The 15,561-nt window shown below is 68.3% G+C and carries 8 protein-coding genes; 3 read left to right on the top strand and 5 right to left on the bottom strand.

The features are described 5' to 3' along the window. Both IPK85_08145 and IPK85_08140 read left to right on the top strand, forming a co-directional pair. A complete protein-coding gene (locus IPK85_08145) occupies positions 1–2,706 on the top strand; it encodes an ABC transporter permease (GenBank protein ID MBK8247350.1) in 2,706 nt (901 codons plus the stop codon). A gap of 129 nt (positions 2,707–2,835) precedes the next feature. Continuing rightward, positions 2,836–5,835, top strand: a complete 3,000-nt coding sequence (locus IPK85_08140; protein MBK8247349.1) for a S9 family peptidase — start codon at positions 2,836–2,838, stop codon at positions 5,833–5,835. A gap of 14 nt (positions 5,836–5,849) precedes the next feature. Here the strand turns inward: IPK85_08140 and IPK85_08135 are convergent, their stop codons facing one another. Both IPK85_08135 and IPK85_08130 read right to left on the bottom strand, forming a co-directional pair. Then, positions 5,850–7,286, bottom strand: coding sequence for a sulfatase-like hydrolase/transferase (locus tag IPK85_08135; protein ID MBK8247348.1), 1,437 nt, complete (start codon positions 7,284–7,286; stop codon positions 5,850–5,852). A 47-nt stretch (positions 7,287–7,333) separates the two neighbouring features. Continuing rightward, a complete protein-coding gene (locus tag IPK85_08130; protein MBK8247347.1) occupies positions 7,334–10,537 on the bottom strand; it encodes a protein kinase in 3,204 nt (1,067 codons plus the stop codon). A gap of 104 nt (positions 10,538–10,641) precedes the next feature. Here IPK85_08130 and IPK85_08125 point away from each other — a divergent pair, with 104 nt between their 5' ends. Beyond that, positions 10,642–11,727, top strand: a complete 1,086-nt coding sequence (locus tag IPK85_08125) for a formylglycine-generating enzyme family protein (protein ID MBK8247346.1) — start codon at positions 10,642–10,644, stop codon at positions 11,725–11,727. A gap of 45 nt (positions 11,728–11,772) precedes the next feature. On the opposite strand, the gene IPK85_08120 is transcribed toward IPK85_08125, so the two are convergent. The 3 genes from IPK85_08120 to IPK85_08110 form a co-directional block, all read right to left on the bottom strand. Next, positions 11,773–13,650: a serine/threonine protein kinase gene (locus tag IPK85_08120; GenBank protein ID MBK8247345.1), complete on the bottom strand. Its 1,878-nt coding sequence runs from the start codon at positions 13,648–13,650 to the stop codon at positions 11,773–11,775. A 10-nt stretch (positions 13,651–13,660) separates the two neighbouring features. Beyond that, complete coding sequence (locus tag IPK85_08115; protein ID MBK8247344.1) at positions 13,661–14,224, bottom strand: hypothetical protein; 564 nt, start codon at positions 14,222–14,224, stop codon at positions 13,661–13,663. Between the two features lie 135 nt (positions 14,225–14,359). Further along, positions 14,360–15,520 (bottom strand): VCBS repeat-containing protein, encoded by a 1,161-nt coding sequence (locus tag IPK85_08110; protein ID MBK8247343.1) that lies wholly within the window; start codon positions 15,518–15,520, stop codon positions 14,360–14,362. Positions 15,521–15,561 lie beyond the last annotated feature (41 nt).

Here is a 15,561-nt window from a genome sequence, read left to right as displayed (position 1 = left end):
ATGGCCTGGCACCACGAACTCCGTGCGGCGCTCGCCGCGATCTTCCGACGCCGCCGCCAGGAATCGGAACTCGCGGACGAGGTCCGATTTCACCTGGAGATGGAGGCGGAGCACCGGCAGGCGGTTCTCGGCGAGGATCGCGCCGCCGCGCGTCGTGCGGCCGCGCGCGCGTTCGGTGGCGTCGAACGCCACAAGGAGGACGTGCGTGATGAGCGCGGTGCCCCGCAGTGGGAGCACTGGCGCCGCGACATCGCCATCTCGCTCAGGTCGTTGCGACTCCGTCCGGCATTCACCACACTCGTCGTGGCAACCCTGGCACTCGGCATCGGCGCCACGACCACGTTGTTCGGCGTGGCAAACGCCGTCCTGCTCCGGCCGCTGCCCTACGCGCAGCCGGACGCTATCGCCGTGCTCTGGAGTGCCTGGAAGGGGTTTGACCAGACCTGGCTTTCCTGGGACGAGTACGAAGCCTGGGATACCGACATCCCGGCCTTCGATGAGGTAGCGCTCTTCTCTGATGGCAACCTGACGCTCACCGCTGGGGATGTGCCGGAGCGCATCCGCTTTGCCTCGGTCAGTGCGCGGCTGTTCCCGATCCTCGGCGTGGCACCCCTGTACGGGCGGAACTTCACCCCGAGCGAGGACCGGCCCAACGGTGAACGGGTCATCATGTTGAGCTACACGTTGTGGGAGCGCCTCTTCAACGCGGATCCAGCCATCGTCGGGCAGACCATCCAGGTGGACGGGAGCGCGGCCACGGTGGTCGGGGTCATGCCCCAGGGATTCAAGCTCCCCCTCGACTTTGGCCGCGACGGTCCCACCCTCGCCTGGATGCCGAACGCCACGGACGCGGCATCCGAGGGAGCGGCGCCGGGCCCCGCGTTCAACGGCACGGGGGGAGGGAGTCACGGATGGTACGGCGTCGCGCGGCTCGCGCCGGGGGCCACCATCGACCTCGCCAATCGCCAGCTGGCCGCGCGCGTCGCGCAGCTGAAGGTGGAAGGCGTCTACGTTGAGGAGCAGCAGTTCCGCGCCTTCGCCGTCGGGGTGACCGACCAGGTGACCGGGCGCATCCGTCCCGTGCTGCTCATCACCCTGGGTGCGGTGGTCCTCCTGCTGTTGATCGCGTGCGCCAACGTGGCAGCCCTTCTCCTCGTCAGGGGTGAACACCGGCGGCGCGAGCTCGCGGTCCGCGTGGCGCTCGGCGCCGGCGCGGCACGGCTCAATCGCTTGCTGCTTACCGAGAGCACGCTGCTGGCGCTGTTGGGCGGGCTCCTGGGTCTGGGCGTCGCCGCGTTAGGCGCGGCGGGGGCCCGCCGCTTTGCGCCGGCCGCCTTTCCTCGGGTGGCGGACACGGAGGTCGATGCCACCATGGTCGCCGTCGCCCTGCTCGTGACCATGGTGACGGCCGTGCTGGCCGGCATTTTCCCCGCACTGCATTCCGCACGGGTGGCGCCGTCAGCCGACCTCCGGGATGGAGGCAAGGGGATGACCGCCAGCGGAGCGCGCCTGCGCTGGCGACAGGGCCTGGTGACCATGGAGATTGCCCTGGCCGTCGTCTTGGTGGTGGGTGCCGGGTTGATGGTGCGTACGGTCCGCAACCTCCTGGCGGTGGATCGCGGATTCGACGGCCGCGGGGTGCTCTCGATGCAGGTGTCCACACCGTCCAGCTGGTACGGGGACTCGATCCAGGTGGCGTCCTTCTGGCGTGAGCTCACGCGGCAGGTCGCCGAACTCCCGGGTGTGCGATCTGCTGGCGCGGTACGCCAGATCCCCCTCGCCTCGGAGATGGGTGACTGGGGGCTACAAGTCGAGGGATACACGCCACCGCCCAACCAGGGAACGCCGGGCGACTGGCAGGTCGTGACGCCCGGGTACTTCGAGACGATGGGGCTGCGCCTGCGTGAGGGTCGCTTTCTGGACGCGCGCGATGACATGGAAGGGCCACTCGCGATGGTCGTGAACCAGGCCTTTGTGCGGGCGTACCTCACCAATCGCACCGCCCTCGGCACCCGGGTTCAGATCGGCGGCAACGCGCGGGGGCGCCCGCCATACGCGATCGTGGGCGTGGTGGATGACGTCCGACACAATGGCCTGACCCGGGCCGTGAAACCCCAGTTTTATGCAACGCTCGCCCAGTTCGCCCTCTCGCCGGGCAGCACCCGGCGGTCGATGCACCTTGTCCTCCGCGCCGCCGGGGATCCCACCGACCTCGTGGGCCCGGCGCGGCAGGTGATCCGGGGGATCGACCCCCGGCTCCCCGTATCGGAGGTCCAGGCCTGGGATGACGTCCTCGCCGCCGCGCTGGCCGAGCAGGCCTTCGCCATGCGGTTGCTCTCGCTGTTCGGCGTCTTGTCGCTCGGCCTCGCCCTGCTTGGAGTCTTTGGTGTCGTCGCCCAGGTGGTCGCACAGCGCCGGCACGAATTCGGGATCCGCGCGGCGCTGGGCGCCACCCCGCTGACCCTCGTCCGCTTGAGCCTCGGGACGGGACTCCGGCAGGTCCTGCTGGGGCTCGCCGTCGGCGTGGCCGCAGCCCTCCTCGCAACACGCCTCCTCGGACAGCTGTTGCATGGCGTTGGTGCGGCCGATCCGCTGACCTTCGCGACCGTGGCAGCGCTCACCGCCGTCGCCACGCTCGCGGCGAGCCTCCTCCCGGCGTGGCGCGTGGCGCGGCAGGCCCCGTCCACCGTGCTCTTCGAGGGTTAGACATCGGCGTCGAGGTACACCCTGTGCCACCGCCGGCCGGCGGGGACTGGCGGTGGTCCGTCGGTCTCCCAGATTCTGGCGGAGGTCACCGCCCCCACCCAGGGGGCCACCGCGCCATTCGCCCCCGCCATGCCACGCCTCCTTGAACGACTTCCCACCCGCCTGGGCGCCGCCCTCGCCGTACTCGCCGTCATCAGCCCGCTGCAGAGCGTCGTTGGACAGGACAGTCGGGCCGGGAGGCCAGCGGGGCAGCCAGCAAGCGGCAAGAAGGTCCTGACGATCAACGATTACACCCGTTGGCGTGCGCTCGAGGCTCCACAGCTTTCCCCCGACGGCAACTGGTTGAGCTACGTGCAGCGCCAGACCAACGTCGTCGCGACGGCATCAAAGCCCGCGCTACACATCAAGCGGCTCGATGGCGGCAACGATACGGCCGTTGTCGACGCCACACAGGCTACCTTCTCGTCCGATTCGCGATGGATCGCCTACCTCATTGAGCCGCCTCCGCCGTCCCGACCAACGCGAGACAGCGCCAGCACTCCCGGCGGCGCACCGTCCCCGGCTCCGTCGGATACCACCGCCCCAACCCGCGGCGCACGAACGCCACCGCCCCAGCGTCTGGCGGAACTGCGCGAGCTGGCGACGGGCAAGGTCATGTCGTGGCAGGATATCCAGGGGGCGACCTTTTCCTCCACGGCGTCGCACCTGCTGCTGCGGCGCCGTCCCTCGGGCAACGCCGGAGCGACCGGCGGTGCGGCCGCACCTGGCGGGCCGGGCGGGCCTGGCGGTGGTGCCAATGCCAGCTCGGGCGTTCGCGCCGCCGACGCGCTGTTGCACCACCTCGCCACGGGCCTCACGACCTACCTCGGGAACGTTGGCGAGGCCGCGTTCAATCGCACCGGTGACCTGCTGGCCTACACCGTGGAAGCGCCCGTGAAGGACGCCAACGGCCTCTTCGTGATCGACCTCGCCACGGGCCGCACCTGGGTGCTGGACAACGATGCGCGCACGTACAGCCGGCTGGCGTGGAATGACAGCGGCACCGGCCTCGCTGTGCTCAAGGGGAAGGACGTGCCGCGCATGCGCGAGCGCGAGAACATCCTGATGGCCGTGCCGAACGTGCGCGCCGCCATGCGGGACGACACCCGACCGTCCACCATGGCGCTCGACTCCACCGCAGCCGGGTTTCCGCGCGGCTGGGTGATCAGCGATCGCGCCACGTTGAGCTGGAGCGACGACAACCAACGCGTCTTCCTCGGGCTCATCGGCCAGCGCCCGGCACCGGATACCGCCCGGCGTCGCAATACCGATTCGCTACCCGACGTCGACGTCTGGCGCACCGAGGATGAGCGCGTCCAGTCGCTGCAGATGATCCGCGCGGAAGCCGACCGCAACTACACCTTTCGGCAAGCGTTCGACCTTCGCAGCGGCGCGTTTGTGCGACTCGCCGATTCCACCATGCGCGAACTGGACGTCGCCCCCGACGGCAGCTGGGCCGTGGGCCGCGACCTGCGTGGCTACGTCACGGACTACGGACGGCAGCAGGCCGATGTCTATCGCGTGGACGTCACCACGGGCCAGCGCACCTTGATGTTCAAGGGGCTCATCGTCGAGGCCTTCGCCTACGGCTTCTCCCCAAACGCCAGGCATTGGCTCTACTGGAAGGACGAACGCTTCCATCAATACGAAGCAGCAACCGGGACGTCCAAGCCCCTCATCGCCACCGGGGCACCGAGCTTCATCAACCGCGAGTTCGACCACCCCGGGCCAAAGCCGTCGTACGGCGTGGCCGGATACGCCGCCGACGGTTCGGGGGTCATCGTGAACCACCGCTACGACCTCTGGTACCTCCCGTATGCGTCGGGGCAGCCGCGGAACCTCACCAATGGCGAAGGGACGCGACAGGAGATCGTCTTTCGCGTCGTGCGCACATCGCCACCGGACCTGGTGGCCCTGCGAGGCGAGCGCGATGGACGCGTCGTCGACCTCGCGCAGCCGGTGACCCTCGCGTCGTATGGGGAGTGGACGAAGAAGTCCGGCTTTCACACCCTCGCTGCCGGGGCGCTGCGCCCCGTCGTCTTTGAGGACGCGACGTTCAGCCTCCCCATGCGAGCGGCGCGCGCCGATACGTACCTCTTCACGCGACAGACCTTCATCGAGTTCCCCGACCTGCGCGTGTCCGGCGCGGACTTCGCGACGTCGCGCAAGGTGACGGACGCGAATCCGCAACAGGCCGAGTACGCGTGGGGGCGCCGCGTCCTCTTTGACTTCAAGCTCAAGGATGGGACGCGCTCCCAGGGGATCCTGACCCTGCCGGACGACTACCAGGCCGGAGAGAAGCGGCCCATGATCGTCTCGTTCTACGAAAAGAACTCGCAGAACATGCATCGCTACACCTCACCGAGCTTCGTGACGGGGATGGGGAGCCTCCCGGTCGAAGCGGTGAGCAAGGGATACATCACGATGATGCCCGACGTGTACTTCCGCACGGGACGCTCGCACAGCGACATGCTCGAGGCCGTCGAGGCGGCGACGCAGAAGGTGATCGAGCTGGGGTATGCGGACCCGAAGAAGGTCGGTGTCCACGGCCACAGCTATGGCGGCGAGGGTGCCGCGTTCATCGGCACGAGGTCGAAGATGTTCGCGGCCGTTGGGGTAGGCGCCGGCGTCACCGACCTCACGACAGACTTCGCGCAGAGCTGGGGGTGGACCTATGCCGTCACCGGAGGCAGCGGCGACAACGCCTTCGAGTACTACCTCAACGGCCAGGGGCGCTGGGGATTCTCCCCGTGGGACAAGCCCGAGGTCTACCGGTTCGAGTCAGCGCTGACCCACGTGCCACAGGTCACAGCGCCCTTCCTCATCATGCACGGGACCGCTGACCCCACGGTGAGCTTCGTCGAGGGGATGAACCTCTACAGCGCGCTCCGCTACAACAAGAAGCAGGCGATCATGCTGGCCTACCCTAACGAGGGACACGGGCTGCGTGGCCTCGCGAACCGCCGGGACCTCACTGAGCGCTATTTCCAGTTCTTTGACCACTACCTGCGAGGCCGCCCGGCCCCCGCGTGGATGACGCAGGGCGTGCCGTTCCTGGTGAAGGAGACGCCGCCACGCGTCGTGCCGTAGCGACAGGGCCGATCTCAGCGCGCGGCGCCAGGGCTCCCGGTGGCAACCAATCGCCCAAGCTCCTGCTGCAGGGCGGGAAGCGCCGCGCGTCCGCGCTCCGAGTCGATGATGTTCTCCATCTGGAACGGGTCGGCCTGGAGGTCGTACAACTCGTCCATCCCTTCCAGCTCCGTGTAGTGGATGTACGTGTAGCGCTCCGTCCGCACGGCCTTGTAGCCCATGGTGAGCGTGCGGGGAAAGACGATGTCGGTCCAGTACTCGAGGAGCAGGGACTTCCGCCAGTCCGCCGGTGCCTCGCCCACGAGCAGCGGCACGATCGATCGCCCATCGCGCACGGCGACGTCCTTCACTCCTGCCACCTCGAGGATCGTCGAGGCAAAGTCCGTCGTCTGCACCATCGGCGCGGGGGTGGCCCCGGCACGCGCCAGCGGCGGGTAACGCACCAGCAATGGGATCCGGGCCGTCTCATCGTAGGCCAAGCGACGCTCCTGGTCGAGGCCAAACTCCCCGTAGAAGTATCCGTGGTCACTCGTGAACACGATCATGGTCTGGTCGAGCGTTCCCAGTGAATCCAGCACCGCCACAATGCGGCCGAGGGACTCGTCAACGCCCAACAGCATCTCGAGGCGCGCCCGAATGTCCCGCTCACTGGTGCCCGTCGCCGGGCTCAGCGGCGGCAGGCCGGGAATGGCGCGGGCGAGCGCCTTCTTCCCCAGTGGCGGCTGCAGCGCATTGGGCCGTCGAGTAATCGGCGGCACCGCATACCGCCCCACATGCCGTGGCGCAGGCACGAACCCCTCCGGCTGCCCCTCACGCATCGACCCGCGTGTGCCATCGTTCGATTGCATGATGTTCGGGTGCAGCGCCTTGTGCGCGAGGAACGCCATGAACGGCTTTGCACCCGCACCGCGCACGAACTCCACCACCTGGTCCGTCAGCACGTCGGTGACATACCCCGGCACCACGCGCCGCGTCCCGTCAAAGTTGAGCTGCGGGTCGACCGCCTCCCCCTGCCCACGCATCGCCACCCAGCGCGTCCAACCCGGTCGCGGGGAATCGTCGTTCCCCATGTGCCATTTGCCGAAAAACCCGGTCGTGTAGCCCGCCGCCGACAGGGGCACGGCAAAGGTCGGCAGCTGATGACTCGCCGAATCACGCGCCGTATTGTCGATGATCCCGTTGGTGTGCGCGAATTGCCCAGTCAGGATCGTCGCCCGACTCGGCGAACACAGGGGCGTCGCCGCAAAGGCATTGAGGAAGCGCGTCCCCTCACGCGCCAGCCGGTCGATGTTCGGCGTCTCGACGAACGGGTGACCGGCCACGGCGATGTCATCCCAGCGCAGGTCATCCACCAGGACGAACAAGATGTTCGGTCGGGAGGCCTCTGGCGCGCCACACGACGTGGCAGCGGCCAGGGCGAGCAGGGCAAGGAAGCGAAGGCGAGGGTGCATATCGCCAACGTTACCCCGTACTCGGGGGCACCGCTATGTCGTGACGATCAGCGACGGGGAGCAGCGTCGCGCAGGCGTTGCAGTGCCGCACGCGCTTCGCGCCGTGCCGGTTCGGTGATCGCGTCACCCTTTTCCCAGCGCCTCAGGAATTCCTCCCACGCGGCAACCGCCTTGTCGCGCTCGCCGATCGACTCGTAGAGTCGCGCCCGTGCGGCAAAGGTGCGCACGAAGACGGCGAAGCCGGGATCAATGAACGACGTGACAAATCGACTGGGGTGCATCGCCTCATACTGGGCGATGGCACCCCGTGTGTCGCCCAGCGCCTCGAGCACCTCAGCCCGCACTACGGTCCGTAGCCCGGCCAGTCCAAGGCGGGCGCGGCGCACAGAATCCGCGGGCGAGAAGGTCGCGGCGATGGCTCGCGCCGCGGCCGTATCCCCGCGCAGGAGTGCCTCTCTCGCCTCGAGGTCTGGCTGTCGCGGGCCACCCGCCGTGATCCGCTTCACCACGCCGCTGAACGCGGTGTCTCCGGTGAGCATGAACGACACGTACGCGAGGGGCAGCATCCCTTGGCGCAGTTGTGGGAGGGCGGCCGCCAGCAGGCTCTCGGTCCGACGCAGGCCTCCCAGGATCTCCGACCGTTCCGCACTGGTCATGGACCCCCGCATTGTCGCGGCGAGTCCCAACTGAAACCCGCGCATGAGGGGACGCGTCGGGGCACTGCCGCCAGGGAGGACACTGTCGGTCTGGACGAAGAACTCTGACGTGCGGTCCACCGCGGCTTGGCTGCCCGTCATCGCCGCCGCGGAGACCGCGGTCGCCAGGACCGCGTATCGATCGTTGGCCGGCACATCCTGTCGCATCGCCGCCGGCGTCATGGTCTGGCTGACTTGCAGGAGCGTCTCCGTCCCACGAGGATCGTCGGCTATCAACTGGTAGATGCCAGCCTGAAAGCGGAGCGGCGATCGTGCCAGCGCGGGTCGCTTGAGCGCCGTGTCGACGAACGCCAGCGCGGAATCGAAGTGACCGGCCAGGGCATACCCCTGCACGAGCGTCGCCACGGCGGGCACGGCATCAGGGTCGGCCTTGAGCCAGCCACGGGTCATCACAAACGCCCGTGCCTGTGCGTCGGCCCGCAGTTTGTCCAGCCCGGCCGCGCCCCCCAGTCGCCGCGTCGCCGCAGAGTCAATCACCACCTGGACCGAATCACCCACCAGGACGAGTCCACTCGGTGAAGCCACCGTCTGGTACTGCTGGATCAGGTGCGAGTACGCGAGATGGAAGGTCGAGTCGAGGGCCAGCGTCCGATTGAACGCACGTATCGATGCCGTCAACCGACCGGTGCTTCCATTGAGGTCCTTGGGATCGAAGGGCGTATGGAACAGGGCGTCACCCAATCCATACCACGCCTCGGCGACTCCGGAATCGCTCGCGATCAGCGTGCGATAGATCTCTTGTGCCTCGGCAAGCTTGGCCGTGCCATCGCCTCCGGTGTTCGTGGCGCGCAGGCCGCGTGAGAGTGCGTGATGCCCGCGCACCAACGCCTGCTCGCGCGCCGGCAGCCGGTCGACCAGCTGCAGGGCGCGCTCCGAACTCTCCAGGTATCCCCCGCCGGCCGCATCTCCCCAGCCGAGCGCGAGTGAGCGCTTGTGCCAGGCCAGCGCAAAGGTGGAGTCATTCTGGATGGCGACCTGGAACAACGAGTCAGCGCGCAAGACCTGCCAGGAGAACAGCGCGCGCACGCCATCCAGGTAGGCGCGATACGCACTCAGCGAGTTGGTGGTCGCTGCGGCGAGATCCATCCGTTCCGATCCCGTCACACCGGCGACGCCAATGAGGTACCGCGCCAGCCCCTCGAACAAGGGACGCGGGTCGGCGGCGAGTGGCGCACTGCGCGACTCCGTGCGCAACTGGTCGCCGCTCACCACATCGTAGAGCCGTGCCTGCACCAGCAACGAATCGGCGGTGGTGGTGATGGTGCCCGTCACCACCGTCCATGCGTTCGCGCGACGCGCGATCCCGAGGGCCTTGTCGATGTCGACGCGCTTCTCTTCCAATCCGGCGTCGCGCACCAACACCATCGTGCGCTCATAGTCGGCCACCGTCAGGTCCTTCCACTGCGAGAGCGCGAGCGTGAGCATGTTCACTGCGCCGTCACGCAGCCAGCGAACATCCGCATTCCCCGACTGCACCTCAAACGGCATGACGGCGTACGAGCGGCGCGGATCGACCCCACTGGGTGCCCCGCCCCCCGCAAGAAAACGCCACGCCACTGCCGCAACGGCTGCCGCGGCCACGGCTCCCCCTAACAGCAGGTTGCGGCGGTTGGGCCGCTGGGCAGCCACCGTACCGGCGGCCGCGCGAATGCCGGTGCCAGCCAACGTCCCCGTCGGCGTCCACCCGGCGCCGATCGCCTCGGCCATTTCGCGGCCTGTCGCCCACCGTAGTTGGCGGTCCTTGGCCAAGGCGCGATCAATGGCCGTGGACACTCCCGCGGGCACCGCCTGGGCGGCGTCACCCAGCGGACGCGGTGTCTCCGTGAGATGCTTGACCAACATCCCGGCCACGTTCGATGCCTCGACCACCGGCTTGCCGGTGAACATTTCGTAGCCCACGAGCGCGAGGGCATACAGGTCACTCCGCCCATCGATCGTCGGCTCTCCGGACGCCTGCTCCGGGCTCATGTACCGCGGGCTCCCAAGGATCATCCCCGTCCCGGTCATCCGGCCGTCGCCCTCGAGCGCGCGCGCAACCCCAAAGTCGGTGAGCATCGCGCGCCCGGTTTCCCGATCGAGCAGGATGTTCTCCGGCTTCACGTCACGATGGACGATCCCGCTGGTATGGGCATAGTCGAGCGCGAGCGCCAGTTCGTGCAGGATCCGCTCGGCCCGTGCGGGTTCGACACCCCGCTCTCGCGAGAGGAGGTCCCGCAGCGATTCGCCGGGCACCAACTCCATCACGAAGTAGAGCATCCCCCCGGCCTCGCCCGCGGAGTACACCGCGACGATGTTGGGATGGCGCAGCTTCGCGACTGTGCGCGCCTCGAGGAGGAACCGGTCCCGCAGCTGCGGATGGGTCGCCACGTCGCCGGCGATGACCTTGATGGCAACCGGACGATCCAGGGTGATGTCGCGAGCGCGGTAGACGCTGCCCATCCCGCCCTGCCCCAGGAGCCCCTCGATGACGTACTGCCCTCCGAGGCTGCCCTGCAGGGCCTCGCGAATCGGGTCGGACCGGGTGGTATCGCTCAAATCGTCCTCGCTCCTCGGCAGCATCGAGCGGCCCCTGGGTCCCTGAGGCCAGACTCTCTGGCAACGTTACCCTTGGCCGGCGGTCGGCGCTACCTTGGACCCCCATGTCCCTGCTCCTCGTTGCCACCGGGTGCCGCACCCGGTCGTACCTCGCCGCCTTGTCCGCCGCCGCGCTCCTGGTAAGCTGCACGCCGGCAGGGACGCGTGACCTCACGATCGAACCGCCAGGGGCCGCTCCCGCCGGCATGGTGTGGATCCCCGGCGGCACCTTCTCCATGGGAGATGACGGCCCGTTCGCCCTCCCCCACGAGCAACCGGTGCACCAGGTCGCGGTCGACGGCTTCTTCATGGATGTCGCTCCCGTCACCAATGAGCGCTTTGAAGAGTTTGTCCGCGCCACCGGATACATCACCATCGCCGAGCGCGCGCCAGACGTCGCGGCACTCATGCAGCAACTCCCGGCAGGCACCTCACCCCCTGCGCCCGAGCTCCTGGTTCCGGGATCGGTCGTCTTCACGCCGACCGATCGTGAGGTCGACCTCCGCGATGTCTCGCAGTGGTGGCGCTGGACGCCGGGGGCGAATTGGCGGCATCCACACGGACCGGGCAGTGACATCAGCGGACGCGAGGCGTTTCCCGTGGTGCACGTCGCATGGGACGACGCCGTCGCCTTTGCGACCTGGGCCGGCGGACGACTGCCAACCGAGGCCGAGTGGGAATACGCCGCGCGTGGACGGCTCGAACGCGCGGCGCACACTTGGGGACACGAGGCACATGACACGGCCTCGCCACAAGCCCACATCTACCGCGGTGCCTTCCCCACCCACCCCGCAGAACCCGTGGCAGTGGGGAGCTACGCACCCAACGGGTTTGGCTTGCGCGACATGTCTGGCAACGTGTGGCAGTGGACCGCCGACTGGTACCGACCGGACACGTACACACGCCGTGCCACTTCGCAGCCGGTGGTGAACCCGGCCGGCCCCGCGACCCCACTCGACCCGCGCGACGGGGTCGAGGCCACCCGCGTGATTCGTGGAGGGTCCTTCCTCTGCAACGACGCGTACTGTCGCGGTTATCGGGTCAGCGCGCGCGGCACTGGAGCGCCGGACACGGGAGCCTCACACATCGGCTTCCGCCTCGTGATGACCCCGGATCACTGGCGCGCACGCGACACGCGAGGCGCGCGCTAGCCGGGAGCGCCTCCCGCCACGACGACCGGGCTACCGTCGGTAGCTTCAGGTCGTTTGGTGCAGCGCGTCGTCCAGCTCGCGCTGCGCCGCGGCCAGGCGGTGCAGGTCGTCCCCGATCCGTCGGGCATCGCCCATCAACGTCGTGAGCGGCGCCAGGTCGCTGGACCCCGCATGGATGCGCAACAGGTCAAGGCGAATTCCCTCCAGCGCCGCCACGCTGTCGGACAGGTGCTGCTTGGCCGCCGCACGACGGGCAGCAAGCACGTCCACGCCATCTCCCGCCGGCGCCATCGCCGCGAGGACGCCCAGTTCGGCGCGTGCGTCCGCCGCGCGAGCTTCCAGGGATCGGACGATGGCCGGCAGCTCGTCGAGCTGGGTCCGGTACGCCGCCGGGAGGGCAGCGAACAGGTCCGCGGCGGCCACGCCTAACGCGACCTCGGTCGCACGGAACGCCCCTTCGTCAACAGCGCGTGAGTGCTCGGGTGCGCCAAAGCGCCGGGCGAACCACTGGCCCACGCGGCTGTTCCACAGCCGATCGCGCACCCCGGCCTGCCACCACCGACGCACACGGTTCGGGATGAACTGGACGTCGAGAGCGTTGCTCGCCGCGCCGAGCCCCATCGTCGCGAGCACCGGGGCGAGGACCAGGTAGGCCTGCCCACGGTTTTCGTGGATCACCCCAAGCAAGAGCAGCACGAACGTGGCGCCCAACCAGGCAGCGGCGGCCACGGTCGCGGAGCGGAGCGGGCGGTGAAAGCCGGGTTCCGGGGCCTTTTGTTCCGTCGCCTCCACGTCCTCGCGCTCGCGACGTGCCACGTCCATGGCCGCGCGCAGGTCCGCCAGTGAAAAGCCTGCCCTGAATTGCTTGTAGCCCTGATTGAGATGGTATCCCACGATCGGGATGACGGGCAGTGACGCGATGGAGGCCAGAAGAGGGAGATCGCCAAATCCGGCGGGGCGCTGCCCGGCGAGCCAGATGACCAGGTTGACCGTCGTCAGCGTCCCGAACAGGCCCATCCAGGCCATGTAGGGCACCAACAATGGATTGCGTGCCGCGAGCCAGGCGCGAAGCCCAGGTGGGAGTTCCGGCCGTGCGGGGGCGGGAGCCAGCGCAGTGGCCAGGGCCTCGCCATCGGTGAATCGGAGCGCCGGATCCAACGCGAGGCAGCGGTCGATGGCAGAGGCGAGCGCTGGCGGTAGCCCCGGCGCGGCTTCCAGTACGCTCGGCAACCGCGATCCCGGATGCGTCGGAGCGGCCAAGCGCGTCGTGTCGGCCGGGAGTCGGCCACTGACCGCCAGGTGCGCCATCACCCCCAGCGAATAGAGGTCGCTCCGTCCGTCCAGGAACTCACCGGCCGCCTGCTCAGGGCTCATGAACTGCGCCGTGCCCATCACCCGTCCTTCGTCTCGCACATCGGATTCTCCCTGCGCGATCCCGAAGTCGCTGACAATCGCGCGCCCGGTCTCGGCCTCGAGCAGGATGTTGTCTGGCTTCACGTCCTTGTGAATGACCCCCCGCCCATGGGCATACGCGAGCGCCCAGGCCACCTCGCGCATGATCCGCATGGCGTCTACCGGGGGAAGGGGGCCACGCGTTCGCAGGCGTTCTCCGAGCGTTTCGCCCTTCACATAACTCATCACGAAAAACACAAACCCGCCGACATCGCCCACGCGATGGATCGGGACGATGTGCGGGTGAGAGAGCCCCGCGGCGGTGCGTGCTTCGCGGAGGAATCGCTCCCTGGCCGTGGCATCCAGGGCGAGTGGACCAGGCAGGACCTTGATCGCGACGTCACGGTCGAGCTGTACGTCCCGAGCGAGGTACACCACTCCCATTCCACCGCGGCCGAGCTCGCGGGCGAGGGAGTACTCACCAGCGAGGGCGGCCTGAAAGGCGAGGAACTCCGCCGAGGGTGCCGTCATGAATTCCGCCTCACCGAGGGATGCGATCGGAGCGGAAGTCCTGCGCGGTCGACCGCTCGGCGAGTTCTGGCTGACCCTCGCCCAGGGTACGGTCCGCGCGCTCCGTCGCTTCCACCATCCGCCGGTCGCGCGCGCGTCTGGCGATGAGGAGTGAGCCTGCAGCCGACGCGCTGCTCAGGGCAACGAACACCGGGGCGATCGCCTCGATCACGGACCATCCCGAGTGAACCGACCCTTCGGTACTCGCGAGCCCAACGGCCACCAGAAGGAAGGGGAATAGGACCAGTAACGCGCCACCAATGGCACCCCAGGCAATGAACTGCCTCGAAGTCAGCTCTTCAAAGCGCACTCGGCGCGCAGCGACTCCCACAACGCCCGAGAAGAGCAGTCCGGCGAAGAAGCCGGGGATTGCCATCGCAGGGAGCGGCGCATCCATGACCTGCATGAACCGCTCGAACGGGTGCCACGGAAGTAGCGAGGCGGCCCCGATTCCGATACCCGCCACCGCCCACCCGGCGGCCCAGGTGATCCCAGTCCCCACCGCACCCCGGATTCTCGTGATCCAGCTCGTCATCGCTCGCCTGACCGGGGAGCGTGGCTCCCGATTAAACTTTGCAGTGCAAAGTACTCTGGTGAGCGGCCCGCGACAACCCGCGCGCCGAACTCCGGAGCGTCACTCTGGAGAGCTTCGCTAACGTCGCGGTTGCGCTCACCTGCATCGGCCACCCGTGTCGGCCGCGAGGTAGAGGGCGTTCGGTGCTTCCGAGCGCGCCGTCACGATGTCAGGGCGGCGGTCGCCATTGAGGTCTCCCACCGCGATGCCATACACCGTCCCGGCCCCGTCGCCAAAGTCCACAGGGACGAACGAGCCGTTGCCGCGATTGAAGTACGCTCGGGTGGGGGCTTTCACGTTCCCGACCACGAAGTCCGTCCGACCGTCGCAGTCGAGGTCGGCGACCGTGAGGGCGTATGGGATGATCGACGTATCGCCAACGGGAGTGGAGGGATCGAAGGTCCCGTCCCCGCGGCCGCGGTAGATCGCGATCCCCTTCCGCTCATCGATCGCGACGACGTCCAACCGGCCGTCGCCATCCAGGTCGGCCGATTCGGCGATGCGCACTTCCGCATCCGGCGGCCCAAACGGCACCGCACGCAGTGCGGCGAGGTTCGCCGACCGTGCTCCCAGATAGAGCCGACTCTGGCCGCCATTCCGGTGCGGGACCAACAAGTCAGGGAAGCCGTCGCCGTTGAAGTCCGCCGCCGTGATCGTCGTGGCCGGCTCCTTCGCAAAGGGAATACACGCCGCATCGAACCGCCCACCCCCGGCGTTCAGACAGATGTAGTTGGCGCCGCTGGTCCGCCCGTAGCGATTCGCCGCGATGATGTCCGGACGACCGTCACCGTTCATGTCGGCGATAGTGGCGTTCCGCATGGGCCAGTCCGGGTGGCCGTACGTCGAGCCTACCGTAAACCGGCCACGGCCATCATTCAGATACACGAGCTTAGGACTCGGTGCATCGTTGCTGATCACCACGTCCAAGTCGCCGTCGGCGTCGAGGTCCACGAGACGACCGGAGTACGACTTGTCCGACGCTTCCCCCAGGTCATGGGTGGAGGTGAAGCCACCCTTGCCATCCCCCAAGAGCACCTTGTCGACCAGGGGCCAGTGCCGCCCCTTGGCCAGCACCACGTCCGGGAGGCCGTCCCCGTTGATGTCACCAATCGACGCGTTCGCCGACGTCTCGGAGGTGGTCTCGAGCAGTACCACGCGCTCGTAGCGCGGAAGGTCGCCGCGCGGCTGCGCCGCGGTGCGATGCCAGGGAAGAGCCGCAGCCATTGCCAGGAGGCCCACCAGTTGCCGTCGTCGCATGTCGATCCTCGATGGTCGTCACACGAAAGGTAGACCGCGCA

The organism is Gemmatimonadota bacterium (assembly GCA_016712265.1).
Taxonomy (GTDB): Bacteria; Gemmatimonadota; Gemmatimonadetes; order Gemmatimonadales; family Gemmatimonadaceae; genus RBC101.
This window is presented reverse-complemented; position numbering and strand designations above follow the sequence as displayed.